Source organism: Caballeronia sp. HLA56 (assembly GCF_054655155.1).
Window position 1 is genome coordinate 81,528 of the sequence record NZ_BAAHOB010000001.1, and the last position, 18,094, is coordinate 99,621.

Annotated in this window: 15 protein-coding genes; 9 read left to right on the forward strand and 6 right to left on the reverse strand. The window is 63.8% G+C overall.

Annotated features, from left to right (window positions below):
• Positions 1 to 123: 123 nt before the first annotated feature.
• Entirely contained in the window at positions 124 to 2,367 is a 2,244-nt protein-coding gene (locus ACYQ47_RS00395) for a hybrid sensor histidine kinase/response regulator (RefSeq protein ID WP_250467582.1), read from the reverse strand.
• A gap of 481 nt (positions 2,368 to 2,848) precedes the next feature.
• Between ACYQ47_RS00395 and hpnD the strand changes: the two genes are divergently transcribed.
• The 5 genes from hpnD to ACYQ47_RS00420 all read left to right on the forward strand — a co-directional run bounded on the left by hpnD (position 2,849) and on the right by ACYQ47_RS00420 (position 8,276).
• On the forward strand, positions 2,849 to 3,697 hold the full coding sequence (gene hpnD / locus ACYQ47_RS00400) for a presqualene diphosphate synthase HpnD (RefSeq protein ID WP_459904174.1): 849 nt from the start codon (positions 2,849 to 2,851) through the stop codon (positions 3,695 to 3,697).
• A complete protein-coding gene (hpnE, locus tag ACYQ47_RS00405; protein WP_459904175.1) occupies positions 3,697 to 4,974 on the forward strand; it encodes a hydroxysqualene dehydroxylase HpnE in 1,278 nt (425 codons plus the stop codon). The genes hpnD and hpnE overlap by 1 nt, the downstream gene beginning before the upstream one ends.
• Positions 4,974 to 6,953, forward strand: a complete 1,980-nt coding sequence (gene shc, locus ACYQ47_RS00410) for a squalene--hopene cyclase (RefSeq protein WP_459904176.1) — start codon at positions 4,974 to 4,976, stop codon at positions 6,951 to 6,953. Before hpnE ends, shc begins: the two co-directional genes overlap by 1 nt.
• Positions 6,950 to 7,684 carry a phosphorylase gene (locus ACYQ47_RS00415; RefSeq protein WP_459904177.1) on the forward strand — a complete coding sequence of 245 codons (735 nt, stop codon included), beginning with the start codon at positions 6,950 to 6,952 and terminating at the stop codon, positions 7,682 to 7,684. The genes shc and ACYQ47_RS00415 overlap by 4 nt, the downstream gene beginning before the upstream one ends.
• Before the next feature lie 121 nt (positions 7,685 to 7,805).
• Positions 7,806 to 8,276: an acyl-CoA thioesterase gene (locus ACYQ47_RS00420; RefSeq protein ID WP_459904178.1), complete on the forward strand. Its 471-nt coding sequence runs from the start codon at positions 7,806 to 7,808 to the stop codon at positions 8,274 to 8,276.
• 69 nt (positions 8,277 to 8,345) lie between these two features.
• On the opposite strand, the gene ACYQ47_RS00425 is transcribed toward ACYQ47_RS00420, so the two are convergent.
• Complete coding sequence (locus ACYQ47_RS00425; RefSeq protein ID WP_244828864.1) at positions 8,346 to 9,296, reverse strand: MlaA family lipoprotein; 951 nt, start codon at positions 9,294 to 9,296, stop codon at positions 8,346 to 8,348.
• Positions 9,293 to 11,953 (reverse strand): hopanoid transporter HpnN, encoded by a 2,661-nt coding sequence (gene hpnN, locus ACYQ47_RS00430; RefSeq protein WP_459904179.1) that lies wholly within the window; start codon positions 11,951 to 11,953, stop codon positions 9,293 to 9,295. Before hpnN ends, ACYQ47_RS00425 begins: the two co-directional genes overlap by 4 nt.
• A gap of 255 nt (positions 11,954 to 12,208) precedes the next feature.
• On the opposite strand from hpnN, the gene ACYQ47_RS00435 reads away from it, so the two are divergent.
• The 3 genes from ACYQ47_RS00435 to ACYQ47_RS00445 all read left to right on the forward strand — a co-directional run bounded on the left by ACYQ47_RS00435 (position 12,209) and on the right by ACYQ47_RS00445 (position 13,625).
• Positions 12,209 to 12,823, forward strand: coding sequence for an MlaC/ttg2D family ABC transporter substrate-binding protein (locus ACYQ47_RS00435; protein WP_310393998.1), 615 nt, complete (start codon positions 12,209 to 12,211; stop codon positions 12,821 to 12,823).
• 170 nt (positions 12,824 to 12,993) lie between these two features.
• Positions 12,994 to 13,233, forward strand: coding sequence for a type II toxin-antitoxin system Phd/YefM family antitoxin (locus ACYQ47_RS00440; protein WP_409014904.1), 240 nt, complete (start codon positions 12,994 to 12,996; stop codon positions 13,231 to 13,233).
• On the forward strand, positions 13,230 to 13,625 hold the full coding sequence (locus tag ACYQ47_RS00445; RefSeq protein WP_309848335.1) for a type II toxin-antitoxin system VapC family toxin: 396 nt from the start codon (positions 13,230 to 13,232) through the stop codon (positions 13,623 to 13,625). The genes ACYQ47_RS00440 and ACYQ47_RS00445 overlap by 4 nt, the downstream gene beginning before the upstream one ends.
• A 62-nt stretch (positions 13,626 to 13,687) precedes the next feature.
• On the opposite strand, the gene hpnH is transcribed toward ACYQ47_RS00445, so the two are convergent.
• Positions 13,688 to 14,842, reverse strand: a complete 1,155-nt coding sequence (hpnH, locus tag ACYQ47_RS00450; protein WP_250492950.1) for an adenosyl-hopene transferase HpnH — start codon at positions 14,840 to 14,842, stop codon at positions 13,688 to 13,690.
• Positions 14,843 to 14,855: 13 nt separating this feature from the next.
• A complete protein-coding gene (gene ispH / locus ACYQ47_RS00455; RefSeq protein WP_250510437.1) occupies positions 14,856 to 15,827 on the reverse strand; it encodes a 4-hydroxy-3-methylbut-2-enyl diphosphate reductase in 972 nt (323 codons plus the stop codon).
• A 463-nt stretch (positions 15,828 to 16,290) separates the two neighbouring features.
• Between ispH and ACYQ47_RS00460 the strand changes: the two genes are divergently transcribed.
• Entirely contained in the window at positions 16,291 to 17,493 is a 1,203-nt protein-coding gene (locus ACYQ47_RS00460; protein ID WP_459904180.1) for a glycosyltransferase, read from the forward strand.
• A gap of 16 nt (positions 17,494 to 17,509) precedes the next feature.
• Here the strand turns inward: ACYQ47_RS00460 and ACYQ47_RS00465 are convergent, their stop codons facing one another.
• Complete coding sequence (locus tag ACYQ47_RS00465; protein WP_250492948.1) at positions 17,510 to 18,025, reverse strand: hypothetical protein; 516 nt, start codon at positions 18,023 to 18,025, stop codon at positions 17,510 to 17,512.
• Positions 18,026 to 18,094: the final 69 nt, after the last annotated feature.

Here is an 18,094-nt window from a genome sequence, read left to right on the forward strand (position 1 = left end):
GAGGTTGCCGTGCATGTTTGCCCATTACGCAACGAGCGTGCCGGATGCGCCGAGGCGCGTCTGACAGGGCTCGCAGCGATGGATCACGCAAGGCGCTTTTACAAAACTGGTACAAAAAGCAGATCAGCGGCCGATTGCCCGAGCTTCGTTGAGACGTTCGCGAATCTCGTGCAGCAAGGCGTCGAGCAGCGCGATATCGAATGGTTTAGACAGCACGCGTGCATCGACGTGACGGGCGCGGTCCAGTTCTTCCGCATAACCCGTGACGAGAATCACGGGGATGCGCGGCTCGAAGCGTTGCAGCATTTCCGCGAGGTCGATGCCGCTCATCTTGCCCGGCATGTGGATGTCGGAGAGCACGACATCGAAGGGAAATTCGGACGCTTCGCGCGCGCCTTCGAGCACGGTGACGGCGGTATCGGCGTTGAATACGTAGCTCACGTGATGACCCATCATGGCGAGCAGCGCCTCGGTGCCGGCGGCCACTTCCTCGTTGTCCTCGACGAGCAACACGCGCAAGCCTTCGGTCTCCTTGACCACGGCGGGTTCGTCTTTAACCGCCGCGTTGGCCTCGGTCTCAGCCGCCGCGCGCGGCAGATAAAGACGCACCGCCGTGCCCGCGCCGATTGCGCTGTCGATGGTCGCGAGTCCGCCCGCGCGCTCGCAAAACGCAAACACCTGCGGCAAGCCGAGACCGGTGCCCATGCCTTTCGGCTTGGTCGTGAAAAGCGGCTCGAATGCGCGGCCCAAAACTTCGGAACTCATGCCGAAGCCCGTGTCTTCCAGCGTGACCTGAACGAAATCGCCGGTGATCGGAAAGCCGTCTTCGTGACGGAAGCGCACGTTGTCGGCGCGCACGGTGAACGTGCCGCCGCTTGGCATCGCGTCGCGCGCGTTGACCGCGACGTTGATGAGCGCAAGCTCCAGTTCGGCGGGGTCGACGCGCACGGGCCAGACATCCGCGGTCACTTCGACGTGGAGCGCGACCTTCGCGCCAAGCGACGCGCGCAGCAGTTCGCGCCCCGCCGGCACCCATTTGCCGATGGCAATGGTTTCGCTGCGCAATGGCTGCTTGCGCGCCACGCCGAGCAATTGCCGCGTGAGCGACTGTCCGCTCTTGAGCGCGCGTTCCATCGCGGAGAGTTCACGTTCAAGACCGGGCGCGCCGCGCCGTCGCGCGATTTGCACGTTGGTCGAGACGATCATCAGCAGATTGTTGAAGTCGTGCGCCACGCTGCCAACGAGATTGCCGAGCGCTTCCATCTTGCGCGCCTGCCGGTAGGCAGATTCGATCGAGCGCCGCATCGACGCTTCGGCTTGCCAGCGTTCCCACGCTTCTTCCTCGATGGCGAGACGCCGCAGCGATTGCCCGATGACGCCCCACAGCACGATGCAAGGCGCGAAAATCGACAACGCGAGCACGCTCAAATGCCGATACCACTCGGCCCATAACGTGGAGATCGGATAGCCGCTCGACACATAGACCGGATAGCCGCCGACCCTGCGGAACGCGACGATCTTCAGCTCGTTGTCGAGCCCGGACATCATCTCCACGACGCCGCTGCGCCGTCCCGCGCGATATGCCTCGCGCAAGGGCGAACTGGCCGCGAGCGCCATGCGGTCGGGCGGCCGTTGCGGATACCACGCGAGCACTTCGCCATCGCTGCGTGCAAGGCCGAGCGAAACAGTCGGACTGTCGCCGAGGAGTTCGCGATAGAACGCGTTGAAATAAGCAGGACGCAGCGCAATCGACACGATGCCGTTGAACTTGCCCTTGTCGGTGCGTCGCACGACCGCCGTGTTGAAGACTTGTTCGCCCGCCACGCGCCCGAGCATCACGCGCGAAATCTGTTCGATGCTGCGGTCGTCGCGCATGCCACCGAAGTCCTCGCGCGTCGCGACGGACACATCGGGCGTCGGCCAGGTGCGGCTCGTCACGAGCAGCTTGCCGTCGGCGCCGAACACAGAAACGGCAGCGACTTGCTGATAGTTGTTGCTCATCATCTTGAGACGGTCGTGGATGAGACGACTGTCGCGGCGGATCGGTTCGTCGTCGAGTCCATCGAGCAGATCGACGATACGTTCGTTCAGCGTGACGTTGAGATCGAAGACCTTGAGCGCGTGCTCTTCGGCGACGCGTGCATTGCGGGCGACGGTTTCGGCGGCGAGCGCCTCGCGGTCGTGATAGTCGGTGTATGCGGTGACTGCCACGTAAATGCAGGGCAGCAGAATGGCGGCGACGAGCAACGCATAAAGCGTCAGGCGCTGTGCGGCGAAGTTGCGCTCGGGAACCACCGGGAATGGCGGTTCATCCTGCCTCTGTTCGGCGGCAGGATCGGCGTCGGACTCCTCACGTTGCAGCGTCATATTTGGCAGCGAAGTGGAAAACTTTACGCGCGCGCGTGTCGTTCGAAGCGTTGAACGCTTCGTTCACAGTGTTCCAAAGCACTTGAACGGATAGGGCTGTGGAGTAACCGGTTCGGGCAAGCACGAAGAATGCCGATTTGGGTTGAGAACGTGCGTGCGCGCAGGACTAGCGACATTACCAGAGAGGAGGGTATGCAGGTAAATACGATGCCGCCGCATGCAAACGCTCGAGTCACGCGTGCAAGTAACGCCGCTGAAAGCCACGCCGCTGAAGCCACGCCGGTCAAGGCGCAGGCTCGATCGCCAAAGAATTGTTATACTCTTTGCCGCTTCCGGCGTACTTGCCACCGGCCCGCCGGCATTCATCGACTCGATCCACTCAGCGCCAAGCCGTTCCGCGCGCACCCGGAATCGTCGAGGCTGGCGTCATCCAACAATTCGCCCTCGGGGCGCGATAGCGAAAGAACTCGCGGAGTCCGTCTTGGCCGTTTCCCACACCATCGCTGACGAATCTGCTCCCGATGCCGCGAAGGCGTCATCCGGCAGCTCGTTTTATCTCGCGATGCGCATCCTGCCCGCCGACCAGCGGGACGCGATGTATCAGATCTACGCTTTTTGCCGCGCGGTCGACGATATCGCCGACGAAGGCAACTTGCCGCGCCGCGAACGCGCAATCGCGCTCGACCGCTGGCGCGAAGACATCGACGCGTGCTATGCCGGTGCGCCGCGAAAAACGCTCGAACCGCTCACGCGTCACATCCAGGCTTTCCAGCTCTCCCGCGACGACTTCCACGCTGTCATCGACGGCATGGCCATGGACGCCGCATGCGACATCGTCGCGCCCGACGAAGCCACGCTCGACCTCTATTGCGACCGCGTGGCAAGCGCGGTGGGCCGGCTATCGGTGAGAATCTTCGGGATGCATGAGGACGCCGGGCGACGGCTTGCACACCATCTTGGCCGCGCGCTGCAGCTGACGAACATCCTGCGCGATATCGACGAAGACGCGGGCATCGGCCGCGTCTACCTGCCGCGCGAACTGCTCGCGCGCGAAGGCATCTCGACGAGCGACGCGGCGAGTATCGTCGCCGATGCGCACCTGCCGCGCGTGTGCGCCGTCATCGCCGAACGCGCCAAAGGGCATTACGCGCAGTCGGACACGATCATGGCCGCTTCGCCGCGCCACGAAGTGCGCGCGCCACGCATCATGTCGGCGGCGTATCACGCCGTGCTCGACGCCAATCTGAAACGCGGCTTCGACCTGCCGCGCACGCGCGTGCGCACGCCGCGTGCGCGGCTGCTGTGGATCGTCGCGCGCAATCTTCTCTGATGTCACGGCTGGTACACGTCGTCGGCGCGGGCCTAGCGGGCCTTGCCGCAGCAGTTCAGGCGCAACGGCGCGGCGCGCGCGTCGTGCTTCACGAGGCGGCGGCGCATGCGGGCGGACGCTGCCGTTCCTATTTCGACGTGAGACTCGGCGCGACCATCGACAACGGCAATCATCTGCTGCTGTCCGGCAACCATGCGGCGTTGGGCTTTTTGCGTGCGATCGGTTCCGCCGATACGCTCATCGGCCCGAGCCAGCCCGACTACCCTTTCTTCGATTTTGCCAATGGCGCGGCGTGGACCATTCGCATGTCGCCGGGACGCCTGCCGCGCTGGATTTTCGACGCCAACGCCCGCACGCCAGACACTCAGCCCGCCGACTACTTCGCGCTGTTGCCGCTCTTCTTTGCGAAGCCGGGCCGCACCGTCGGGGAATCGATGCGCGCCAAGGGCCCCGTGTGGGACGCGCTCGTGCGCCCGCTCTTGCACGCCATGCTCAACACCGAGCCCGACGAAGCCAGCGCGGCGCTTGCCGCCAATCTGTTGCGCGAGACGGTCGCGGCGGGCGGACAGGCATGCCGGCCGCTCATCGCGCGTAACGGGCTTGCGCATGCTTTCGTCGAACCCGCGCTGCGGCTTTTGCAGTACGGCGGCGCGGACATCCGGCTGGGCGCGCGCGTGGCGGGTATCGCCTTTTCGGGCACGGATTCGCAGGAACGGGTAAGCTCCATCGCTTTCGAAGATCGCGCCGAGCCGGTCGTGCTCGCACCGGGCGATGGTCTCGTGCTCGCCACGCCGTCCGAAACCGCGCGCCGCCTCGTGCCGGATCTCGTCGCGCCGGACGAGTTTCGCGCCATCGTCACCGTGCATTTCGCGGTCGATGCGCCGGCCGATCTCGGGCCGATCACCTGTCTCGTCAACGGCACGGCTAATTGGCTATTCGCCAACGACGGCAGACTGAGCGCGACAATCGCTGCCGCGGATCACTTGCTCGCGACGCCGCACGACGAACTCGCGCACACGGTCTGGCAGGAAGTGGCGCGCGCGGTGCGGATGTCCGCCGTGCCCATGCCGCCCTGGCAGGTCGTGGCCGACCCGCACGCAACATTTGCCGCTGTGCCGTCGCAGGAAGGTTTGCGGGCCGCGACGCGCACGCGCTGGAACAACTTCACGCTCGCGGGCGACTGGACGGCGACCGGTCTGCCCGCGACGATCGAGGGCGCGATCCGCTCCGGCCAGAAGGCGGCGGACGTGCTGATGAACCCATCGATGGAACGCTGATGAACGATTTATCCCTGTCGGCCGTGGGCGCGCCGGTATCGAAAGCCGCGCTGGACCATGCCGTCACCGAAGCCACCGATGCGCTACTCGCGGCGCAACATCCCGAAGGCTACTGGCTGTACGAACTCGAAGCCGACGCAACCATCCCGGCTGAATACGTGCTGCTCGTCCACTATCTCGGCGAGGAAGCGAATCCGACGCTCGAAGCGAAGATCGGCCGCTATCTGCGCCGTATCCAGCGTGCAGACGGCGGCTGGCCGCTCTTCACCGACGGCGCGATGGACGTCAGCGCCACCGTCAAGGCGTATTTCGCGCTGAAGATGATCGGCGATTCGCCCGACGCGGAGCATATGCAGCGCGCCCGGAGCGCGATTCTCGCCGCGGGCGGCGCGGAAAAGGTCAACGTGTTCACGCGCATTTTGCTGGCGCTTTTCGGCGTCGTGTCGTGGCGCGCGGTGCCGATGATGCCCGTCGAAATAATGCGTCTGCCGATGTGGTTCCCGTTCCATCTGTCGAAGGTCTCGTATTGGGCGCGCACGGTCATCGTGCCGCTGCTCGTGTTGAATGCGAAGCGGCCGGTGGCGAAGAATCCGCGTGGCGTGCGTATCGACGAGCTGTTCTTGGATGCGCCGGTCAATACCGGCATGCCGAGCCGCGCACCGCATCAGAGCCGCGGCTGGTTCGGCTTTTTCCGCGTGGTCGATACCGTTTTGCGCGCAACCGACAACGCGTTCCCGAAAGCGGGCCGTCAGCGCGCGATCGAGGAAGCGGTGCGTTTCGTCGATGAGCGCCTGAACGGCGAAGACGGCCTGGGCGCCATTTTCCCGGCGATGGCCAATTCCGTGATGATGTACGACGTGCTCGGGTATCCGCCGGAGCATCCGCATCGCGCGATCGCACGCAAGTCGCTCGACAAGTTGCTCGTCATCGAAGAAGCCGAGGACGGCGAGGCGTACTGCCAACCGTGTTTATCGCCCGTCTGGGATACGTCGCTCGTGGCGCATGCGCTGCTCGAAACCGGCATGCCAAAGGCGCGCGCGGCGGTCGGGCGCGGTCTCGAATGGCTCTTGCCGCTGCAGATTCTCGACACGCGCGGCGACTGGGTTTCACGCCGGCCGAACGTGCGGCCCGGCGGCTGGGCGTTCCAGTTCGCCAACCCGCATTACCCCGATGTCGACGACACCGCCGTCGTCGCCATGGCCATGGAACGCGCGGACCGCGAAAACGGCTCGGCCATCTACGCCGAAGCGATCTCGCGCGGACGCGAATGGGTCGTCGGCATGCAAAGCAGCGACGGCGGCTGGGGCGCGTTCGAACCGGAAAACACGCAGTTTTATCTGAACAACATCCCGTTTTCGGACCACGGCGCGCTGCTCGATCCACCTACCGTCGATGTCTCCGCGCGCTGCCTTTCCATGCTCGCGGAACTCGGCGAAACGCCCGCCAACAGCGAACCGGCGCGGCGCGCGTACGACTACATCGTGAGGGACCAGGAGCGCGACGGAAGCTGGTATGGCCGCTGGGGCATGAACTACATCTACGGCACCTGGTCGGCGTTGTGCGCGCTGAACGCGGCCGGCGCGGCGCCTACCGACTCGCGCGTTAAGCGCGGCGCGGAATGGCTCATTCGCATCCAGAACGCGGACGGCGGCTGGGGCGAGGGCGGCGAAAGCTACAAGCTCGACTATCGCGGATACGAACAGGCGCCGAGTACGGCATCGCAAACGGCGTGGGCCGTGCTCGGGCTGATGGCTGCGGGCCAGATCGAGCACCCGGCGGTGGCGCGCGGTATCGACTATCTCGTTCGCACGCAGCAAAGCCACGGTTTGTGGGACGAGACGCGCTTCACCGCGACGGGTTTTCCGCGCGTGTTTTATCTGCGCTACCACGGCTATCGCAAGTTCTTTCCGCTGTGGGCGCTCGCGCGATATCGCAACATGACGCGTGAAGGCCTGACGCGCGTGACGGCGGCCGTGTGAACGCGCCCGACGCGCGTTCGCTTCACGCATTGCGCCACGCGGCGGGCGGCTTGCCTGTCATTGCCGTGACCGGCATGGCGTTCGAGGCGAAGATCGTGCGCGGACGCGGCGTGGAAGTCGTGTCCGCGGCGCGCTCGGACTGGCTGGAGCGCGCGTTGTCGGACGCCATTTCGCGCGGCTGCACGGGTGTCATCAGCTTCGGAACAGCGGGCGGACTCGCGCCCGATCTGGAGCCGGGCGCGCTCATCGTGGCCAGCAGCGTGTGCGGACCTTTCGGCGAATTGCGTACCGACGACGCCTGGTCCGCGCGTATCGTCGATGCCTTCGCGGGCACTCCGCTACAGCGCCTCACGCGGCGCGGCGTCATGGCCGGCGTCGCCGCGCCGGTCAAGAGCGAAGCGGAGAAACGCTCGTTGCATTCGTCGACGGGCGCGCTCGCGGTGGATATGGAATCGCATATCGCCGGGGCGATTGCCCTCGCGCGCGGTCTGCCGTTCGCCGTGTGCCGCGCGATTGTCGATCCGGCATGGCGCACGCTGCCGCCCGCGGCCACGGCTGGTTTGCGCGATGACGGCACCACGGCCATCGGTCCGATACTGCGAGAACTCGTGCGTCAGCCCGCGCAACTCGGCGCCATGCTGCGTCTTGCCGCCGATGCCCGCGCCGCGCGAACATCGCTCGTACAAGCGCGTCACGCGCTTGAAACCGCGCATGCACTAGCGTTCGATTGACCGCGTAACGTGCCGCTTGCTTTCTGCGGGTTAACCCGCATCTGCGTATAATCAGGGAAAACCCTAACAAAACTGCGCGCGATCAATCACGCGCGCGGGGTCAGCAGAAAAGGAAGCGCAAATGAATTTTCACACTCGCAAATGGGTCAAGCCCGAAGACCTGAATCCGAACGGCACCTTGTTCGGCGGCAGCCTGCTGCGCTGGATCGACGAGGAAGCCGCGATCTACGCCATCTCGCAACTGGGCAATCAGCGCGTCGTGACCAAGTTCATGTCGGAGATCAATTTTCTGGCGTCGGCGCGGCAGGGCGACATTATCGAACTGGGAATCACCGCGACGCATTTCGGCCGCACCTCGATCACGCTGCGCGCCGAAGTGCGCAACAAGATCACGCGCAAGAGCATTCTCACGGTCGAGAAAATGGTGTTCGTGAACCTCGACGCGCAAGGCGACCCGGCGCCGCATGGCCGCACGGCGATTCGCTATGCGGACGAGTTGTTCGAAGCCTATCGACGCGACCAGCGCGTGGTGGAAGCGCCGAAGGCATCGAGCGATGACTACGGCATGCAGGAAGCCGCGGAAACACACTGAGGCAATTGAAACGGGCGCTGCAAAGCGCCCGTTTCATTTGAAGCTGAGAAAAGCCTTGGCAACACAGGCTTACTTTGCGCCCGGATCTTCGTACTGCGGCACGTCTTGATCCTTGCTCGAACTCGACGGCGTGGTTTCCGCCGGCGCTGGCGACTTGCCGCCCATTCCGCCCGCTGGCGCGGCGGCCGCGCCCGGATCGGCGTAATTCGGCAGACCTTGCGCCGCGCTGCCGCCGCCCGTCGCGCCAGGAACGCCCGGCGCGCTCGCGGCATCGGGAGCGGATGCGCCTTCATCGCCATAATCGGGCAACGTCGCCGTACCGCCGCCCGTCAACAAGTACTGCCGGCGCTGCGTGTAGGCATCGCGCACGAAGGCGTATTTGTCGAGCGCGGCCTGCGAAAGAAGATCCGTCGCGCCGATCAGATCGGCCCGCGCGCTCACGAAATTGATGCCGTACAGCGGCCAGCGGATTTCGTTATCCGCGTAGCTGATCGGGTTCACGCGCCAGTCGACGAGCCACGTCGTCGAGTCCCGGAACGAGCTCGGGCCGAGCAGTGGAATCACGAGATACGGACCGGACGGCACGCCGTAGTGTCCGAGTGTCAAACCGAAGTCCTGATGATGCTTGGGCAAACCGGCCGGCGATGCAATGTCGATCAAACCGCCAAGACCGAACACCGAGTTGATGGCGATCCGCATCAAATCCTGCGTGGCGTCCGTGATCTTCAGTTGCAGCAGGTTGTTGGCGAAGTTGCTGAAGTCGCCGATATTTGAAAAGAAGTTGCTGACAGCCGTGCGGAACGGGCTCGGCGTGTAGTCCACGTAGAACTGCGCGACCGGCTTCGCGACGTAGGTATCGAGCGTGTCGTTGAATTTGAAGATCGTGCGGTTCATCGGTTCGAGCGGATCGCGCGGATTGCGGTCCGGTCCGGTCGCGCATCCCGCGACCAAAAGCGCGCTCGCAATCACCACACTCGTGGCCAGCTTGCGATGCGCACCAGCGGCTAAAGCCGTTCTCATTCTTCGATTCCTCTTAGGTTGTCGTGCCGCTGGCTCGCGCGCAGCTTCGCCCGATCAGCTGCGCGTACACGGCGGGGCTTGCCCATCAAAACCGGCTGAAATACCACGGCGCCGATCAGCGTGCACAAAAGCGACAGCGCGAGCAGCCGCCCCATGCTGGATGTGCCGGGGTGATGCGAAAACCACAGACTGCCGAACGCGGTTGCGGTCGTTGCCGCGCTGAACATCACGGCATGCGTGAGACTCGATTGCAGCAAGCGCGTCTGGCCGGAGCGCCACGCCATCACGAAATAGATCTTGAACGCCACGCCGACGCCCAGCATGAGCGGCAACGCGATGATGTTCGCAAAGTTGAGCGGCATCCTGAAGACGACGCACAGTTCCAGCGTGACGATCGCGGAGACGAGCAACGGTACCAAAGTTCGTAAAACATCGCCCAAACGGCGCAAGGCGATCCACAACAACACGGTGATCGCGATCAGCGAGTAGATCGCCGCCTGCTGGAACGCCTTGATGATCGTCTCGGCCGAATGGCGCACGGAGATCGGACCGCCTATGGCGTTCGGCTCGGCGTGGCGCACGGCATCGGCGAAACGGGCGAGCAGGGTGTCGTCGTTCGGATCGGCGCCCGGCGGCACTTTCGGCGAGACATCGACGAGCGCCTGACCACTCGGCGTAACCCACGTCTCGACCATTTGCGGCGGCAAGGTGGCGCGCGTGATCTCGACCGGCTGCAACAGCGCGCGCAACTGTCCGAGCGCGAGGCGCAATGGCTCGGCCATCGCGTGGTCGGCGCGATCGCGCGTGGCGGCATCGGCGGCGGCGAGCTTCTTGAGCGTGGCGGAGAGATGCTGCGCTTCGGCCGCGCCCGCGCCGGGGTGATCGTCGGCCGCGAGCGACAGCGCACCCGCGACACGCTTGAGCGTGGCGACGCGCACTTCATCCGTCACGGGCGATGCCACCGGCTGGTTCAGCGCCGGCAGCAACTGATCGGCGGCAGCCTTGATGAGCGCGAGCTTTGCCGGCTGATCGGCCGGAATCAGCGACGACAACGTGGTCGCGCGATCCACTTCCGGCAGCTTCTGGAGCTTCGCCGCGATGCGATCCGCTTCCGCTAGCGAAGGCGCGAGCACCGCGACATCGTTGACCGCGCCCTCGGGTGAATCCTTGAGCGAGGCAAGCGTCGCCATCGACTCCGTATGCGGATCTTTCAGATGCAGCGGGTTGAAGTCGAAGTGCAGATGGAACAGGAGCGGCAACGCGCCGATCACGACGACGAGCGTGCCGATCAGCACCGGCTTGCGATGCCGGTCGAGAAATTCATCGACGGGGGCGAGCACCGGAAAGCCCGGCGCGCTTGCTTCGCCCGGCGGCGCAAACACCTTGATGAGCGCGGGCAGCAAGGTCATGTTGGTGATATACGCGACGAACATGCCGACGCCCGCGATCAACCCGAGTTCCGACACGCCGCGATACGCGGTCGGCAGAAAGGAAAAGAAGCTCGCGGCAGTCGCGGTGGCGGCGAGCGTCAGCGGCACGGCCACATGCCGCGCGGTTTCGGCGAGCGCCACGTCGAGCCGCTTGTGCTTGTGCCGTTCCTCGCGGTATTTCACGCCGAACTGAATGCCGAAGTCCACGCCCAGACCCACGAACAGCACCATGAACGCGACCGAGATCATGTTGAGCGCGTGGACCATCATGAGGCCGAGCGCGGCCGTGATCGCGAGCCCGACGAAGAGCGTGATGAACACCGCAAGAATCATGCGCTTGGAGCGCAACGCAACCCACAGAATGACCAGTACGACCAGGAACGTGAGGATGCCGTTGAGCTCGGCGCCATCGGCCACGGAGGCAAATTCTTCGTCGGCGAGGGGTTGCGCGCCGGTCAGATGCAGCGTCGCGCCGTACTTCTTGTCGAGGTTCAGCCTGGCCGCCACGGCGCGAATTTCGTCCGATGAGCCCGCCGCCGCCTTGAGCGCGTTGAAATCGAGTTCCGGCAACACGGTGACGAACGCGCGCGCCGGTCCGGTGCTCTTTGCGGAATCCGCCACGTCGCGCCAAGAGAAGGCAACCGGCTGATTGGCCAGCACGCCGTCGAGCACGGTCGCGCTCTTGCCGAGCAAGCTGGCCATCTGGCCGAGATTGATCTGGCCTGTCAGCAGCGGCACATTGAGCGTGGTATTTAGCGTCTGCGCGAGGCCGGTAAGTGTCGGGTCGTGCGCGAGCGTGTTGATGAGCGGACGCGCCTGCACGAGCTGCTTCGTGACTTCGTCGACCTTGGCGGCGGGTAAGTACAAAAGGCCGTTGTGCTCGAAGAAATCGCCGCCTGAAGGTTGCGACACCGACTTGAAGCGCGCCGGCTCCTGCTTGAGCGCGGCGGCGAGTGCGTTCGCGGCGGCATCGGCGAATTCGGGGGCCGCGGCTTCGACGACGATCAGTAGCGTGGCGCCGCGCTGCGGAAACGCGGCGTCGATTGCCTTGCTGCGCGCGGCCCACTCCGGCTCGTTCTCGATGAGTTGGCTGACATCGGTGCTGATCTTGAAGTGATGGACGACATAAATCGTGCTCAGCACGCCGAGCAGCAGCGAAATGGCGATAATCCACGCCGGACGGCGTATGGCGATGGTGACGAAGCGAGTAATGTTGGACGTCAGCATGAAGACGCTACCTGGTGTGTCCTGTTATTTTTGCGGGCCGCGTGCTGCCGGCGAGATGATGCGCGCCGGCGTCCGGCGATGCCGCGCAAGTATACCGGTCGATGCCGGGCACGAACGCGCCATGCGTCTTGAACTGTCGATGCCCCCGCGTGTCGATATACTGGCTCGACGCGTGCCGGCAGCATCGGCGTTACCGGGTATTGCGCCGTCCCCATACCAATTCCAACCTCAGAACTCATTCAGAGAACGGGTGCCATGAAACGCTATCTGTCCATTTGCTTCGCATTTCTTTTTGCCCTCGGCCTGTCCGGCGAGGCTTTCGCGCAAACTAGCCCCGACGCCGTCGTCAAGGCCGCTGTCGAAGGCACCGTCGACGCGATGAAGGCCGACCCGCAAGCGCGCGGCGGCGACATGGCGAAGATCACACAACTCGTGCAAACGCGCTTTTTGCCCGCCACCGACTTCCAGCGCACGACGCGCATAGCGGTGGGCAAGGCATGGGCCAGCGCCACGCCCGAGCAGCAGAAACAGCTTTACGACCAGTTCCAGACGTTGCTTGTGCGGACCTACGCGGCTTCGTTGTCGCAATTACGCGATCAGGACGTCAAGTTTAGCTTCGAGTCGCCCAAGGCCGATGCGAACGCGCGCGACGTCGTGGTCGAATCGCACGTCGTTTCGACTGGCGGCGACAATCCGGTGCGTTACAGATTGGGTAAGACGGCGCAAGGCTGGAAAATCTACGACATCGACATGATGGGCGCGTGGCTCATCCAGGTCTATCAGCAACAATTCGCGGGGCAACTCCAGAAAGACGGTGTCGATGGGCTGATCAAGTATCTGTCGGAGCACAATTCGCGCTCGGCGGGGTGACATCGAGGCGCAATAGCGCCCGCGACGCCATCTGCACCAGCCAGATTCATGTAACAAGAAACGCGACGGTGATGAGCCGTCGCGTTTTTTTGTTTATGACGCGCCTGTCCCGTTTTCCTATAACATTTGGCCGAGTCTAAAATGACTATCGTTACGTGACCAGGGGCATTATCATGGCTGTCAAGCGAGTTTCGAAATCCGAGTTCAAGGCGAAAGCGTTGGAGTACTTTCGTCTCGTGGAATCGACAGGAGAACATATGATCGTGACAGACCATGGCAAGCCCGTGCTCGAAGTGCGGCGCTACGACAACTCATCCCTCACGCCGCTGGAGGAATTGCGCGGAAGCGTGTTGCGTTATGACGACCCCATGGAGCCCGTCGGCGAGGACGACTGGGAGGCGCTGGAATGATCGTGCTGGACACGCACACGTTGCTGTGGTGGGTGAGCGGAGCGGCGCTCGGCAAGCAAGCTCGGGCAGCGATCGAGCAAGAATTGGAGGAAGGCGGGGAGATTGTGATCTCGACCATGACCGCATGGGAAATCGCGATGTTGGTGAAGCGAGGCCGGGTTGTCCTCTCCGCGGACGTTGGCGACTGGCTCGACAAAGTGAGTCGAATAGAAGGCGTGCGCTTCGTCCCCGTGGACCGAAACATCGCAGTCAAATCCGCCGATTTGCCGGGCGAGTTCCACAAAGATCCGGCAGACCGCATGATCGTGGCGACGGCGCGTTCGCTTTCTGCACCTCTGGTCACGAAGGACCGGAGAATTCGCGACTATCAACACGTCAAGACCATTTGGTAACCCGAAAACAAAAAGGGCGGACAACCAGAGTCATCCGCCCTTCCATCAACCACCCTCGGCCATTAATGCGCCGCGGCGGCTGCCTTCGATCCCTTGCCCTTCGACATCCGCCCGATCTCTTCCAGCTTGATCTCGACGTGCTTCGAGAACACGTACTCGGCCGGACGCTGCTTGTCGATCGGCAGATCCTTCGCGTACGCGCCTTCCGTACGCGGGCCGCGCATCGACACACCAAGCGCCTTCAACGGATGCGCCACGGTATCCATCACGGCGGTGGCTTCGAAGCCGCTATGCACCATGCAGTCCGCGCACTTCTCGTAGTTGCCCGTGCCGTACTTTTCCCACTCGGTGGTTTCCATCAGTTCCTTGAAGGTCTTCGCGTAACCTTCACCGAGCAGATAACACGGACGCTGCCAACCAAACACCGTGCGCGCCGGGTTGCCCCACGGCGTGCACTGATACGTCTGGTTGCCCGCGAGAAAGTCCAGGAACATGGCCGACTGGCTGAACGACCAATTCTTGCCGTTGTTACCGCGCTTGAAAATCTCGCGGAACAACGTCTTGGTCTTGTCGCGGTTCAGGAAGTGCTGCTGATCCGGCGCGCGTTCATAAGCATAGCCGGGCGACACCGTGATGCCGTCCACGCCCATCGGACCGAGCGTATCGAAGAACTTGGCGACGCGATCGGGATCGGCGTCGTTGAACAGCGTGCAATTGATGTTCACGCGGAAACCGCGCCGCTTCGCTTCCTTGATCGCCTTCACGGCCTTGTCGTAGACGCCGTCTTGCGATACCGAGTGATCGTGCGCCTGCTGGTCGCCATCGAGGTGAACGGACCAGACGAAGTACGGGCTCGGCTCGTAATCGTCCATCTTCTTTTCCATCAACAGCGCGTTCGTGCAGAGATACACGAACTTCTTGCGCGCGATGATGCCCTTCACGACCTGCGGCATCTCCTTGTGCAAGAGCGGCTCGCCGCCCGCGATGGAAACGACCGGCGCGTTGCACTCGTCGACCGCGCCCAGGCACTCTTCCAGCGACAGACGCTGGTTGAGAATGGGATCCGGATAGTCGATCTTGCCGCAGCCGTTACACGCCAGATTGCAGCGGAACAGCGGTTCGAGCATCAGTGCAAGCGGGTAGCGCTTGTTGCGCGAAAAATGCTGGCGAAAGATATAGGCGCCAACGCGGACTTTCTGAAGCAGCGGAATAGACAATTGCTTGCTCTCCTTATTCTTCGCGGGTGGCCGTCGCTGCCGTGGTCGCCAGGGCGGCGAGCGGTTGCAACAGCTTCGCGGGGAGTTTGAATTCGACCTTTTCCTCGCGGCCTTCCATCGTCGTGACTTCAACGTGGCCGAACGCGCGCAGGGCATCGATCACATGTTTGACCATTTCCTCGGGCGCTGAAGCACCCGCGGTGATGCCGACAGTCTGCGCCTTTGCAAACCATTCGGCCTTGACTTCCGAACCATCGGCGACGAGATAACTCGGCACGCCGGTTTCCGCGCCGATCTCGCGCAGCCGGTTCGAATTGGAACTGTTCGTGGCGCCTACTACGAGCAAGACATCGACCTGAGTGCTCAACTCGCGCACGGCGGCTTGGCGATTCTGCGTGGCATAACAAATGTCGCGCGTGTCCGGACCCACGATATCGGTGAAACGGCGCTGCAAGGCGTCGATGATGCCGCGCGTGTCGTCCACCGAAAGCGTGGTCTGCGTGACATAGGCGACCGGGGCATTGACAGGCAAAGCTAGCGTTTCCACTTCCGCCTCGCTTTGCACCAGCACGACCTTGCCCGGAATCTGCCCGATGGTGCCTTCCACTTCCGGATGCCCCGCGTGGCCGATCAGAATGAGTGTACGGCCTTGCGAGACATACTGCCGGCCCTGCACGTGAACTTTGGTGACGAGCGGGCAAGTGGCGTCCAGCACGTCGAGCCCGCGTGACAGCGCGTCTTTCTCCACCTTCTTCGCGACGCCGTGCGCGCTGAAAATGGCGACCGCGCCGTGTGGCACCTCGTCGAGCTCCTCGACGAAACGTGCGCCCTTGCCGCGCAGATTGTCTACGACATGACGGTTGTGAACGATCTCGTGACGCACATACACCGGTGCGCCATGCCGTTCCAGCGCCCGATCGACGATTTCGATCGCGCGAACCACGCCCGCACAAAAGCCGCGGGGTTGAGCAAGGATGATACGCATATTCGAACGAACTCCGACTGGCGCGGGTTTCGGATCAGGCGGCGCGATGCTCGCGCGTTCCATGGGACCACATTATCGTGCCGGCCATGCCGCAAACGGGCGGCTTGGCAAGCCCGGAATGCAGACCGGAAAAAACGACGTGCCGGGTTCGGTCTGCATGCCGAAGATGACCGCGTATTCTAACTCGTTCCCTTTATGGGTGCTTGTCGCATACGTTCCGGCTGAGCCTTGCGGCACGCGGCAATACGGCGACCGGCATATCCTATTAAACTGTCGGGTGCTCCGGGCGGGGCGCTCGCTCGCCACGGTGCGATTGCGTCGTTTGCGCCTTGTTTGCGTGCCTCGCGCGTTATTCCTTCGTGTATTTTTGGCGCAACGCCCCGGCCCGCTGCAATCCCTGATCCGACCTGATTCAACGCAAGCGCACTCGGTCGTCCGAGCTGCCGCCTTCGACTTTCATCTCATGCTACTGATCGCCTGGCTGTCATTTCTGATCTGGATCGTGTTGCTGTTCGCCCGTGGCGGCTTCTGGCGCGCCCAGCCCGCACCCGCGCTTTCCGCGACGACCGTGCACGCGGTCGGCAAAGCCGAAATCGCCCGGCGCGGCGCGTGGCCGGCGCTCGTGGCCGTGGTGCCCGCGCGTAACGAGGCCGACGTGATCGGCCGCGCGGTCGGCTCGCTGCTCAGGCAAGACTACGCGGGCGCGTTCCACGTGATCGTCGTGGACGATCACAGCACCGACGGCACCGCCGCCGCCGCACTCGCCGCCGCCCGCGATCTCGGGCTCGATGACCGTCTGACCGTGCTCACCGCGCAACCGTTGCCGCCTGGCTGGTCGGGCAAGGTATGGGCGCAGTCGCAGGGCATCGGTGCCATCGATTCGCTCGGTCTGCCCGCCGAATTCCTTCTGCTTACCGATGCAGACATCTACCATCCGGCCGATGCCGCCACGCAACTCGTCGCGCGCACGATTTTAGAAGACCGCGATCTCGTCTCGCTGATGGTGCGGCTGCGCTGCGACTCGCCGTGGGAGAAGGCGCTGATTCCAGCGTTCGTGTTCTTCTTCGCGAAGCTGTATCCGTTCGCGTGGATCAACGACGTGCGGAAAACGACCTCGGGTGCGGCCGGCGGCTGCATGCTGGTGCGCCGTTCGGCGCTGGTGGAGGCGGGCGGTATCGAGTCGATCCGGCAGGAACTCATCGACGATTGCAGTCTTGCCGCGCGCATCAAGCATCGCGCGGGGCGCAACGGCGCGCGGCCCATTCGGCTCGATCTGGCCGAATCGAGCGAGTCGCTGCGTCCGTACGATCACTGGCGCGAAATCTGGAACATGATCGCGCGCACCGCGTTCACGCAGTTGCGCTACTCGCCGCTTCTGCTCGCGGGTACGGTGCTGGGCATGGTGGTGATCTATCTCGCGCCGCCGTTGTTGGCGCTCACGATGGGCGCGCGTGCCTGGCCCGCCTGCGCGGCGTGGGCGCTCATGTGCATTGCGTATGGGCCGATGCTGCGCTACTACCGGCGTTCGCTGCTGTGGGCGCCGTTCCTGCCGCTGGTGGCGCTGTTCTACGTGAGCGCGACGATCGGCTCGGCCGTGCGTTACTGGAGCGGCAAGGGCGGTCAGTGGAAGGCGCGCGTGCAGGCGCCGACGCAGGAAGGCTCCTGACCGACTTGAACGCGCGTTACTTCTTCGTCAGAAGGGCATACATCTCGACGACGGCGTGCGGCGAAAACGTGAACGGCACCCAGCCGTGTCCGCCGTGACGCATGATGAGCAGTCGATCCCCGTTTGCGTGCTTCTGCACGGCCATCAGCGGGTTTTTCGTTGCCGCGAAACGCCAGCCGGGCGCGATGCCGACAGGCTGATCCGGCGTCATCGATGCACGCACGTTCGCCAATTCCTCGATCAGCTCCGACACGCCTTCGGGACTCAGCAGCACCGATTGGCCGGCGATCGTCATTTCGATTGCATCGCGGTCGGGGCGCGAGACGGTCAGCGTAGGCTTTTCCGCGGGTCTTGCGGCTTGTTCGCGCTCGGCTTCGGCGCCGAGCGGCGCAGGTTCCGCAGCGGGCGCGACGGGCTCGGCGCTCGTCACGCGCATGGGCAGCGGAGCGGGTTGGTCGTCTGGAGAAGTAGCGGACTGGAGGAGCGTGTCGAGGCTCGACTCCAGCGCGCCGAGCTGGTCATGTAGATTCATGCGAAGGTATCTGTGTCTTTCGATGCTGGCAGCGAGACCGTGATTTTACCTTCTCCGTCAGGAGCCACC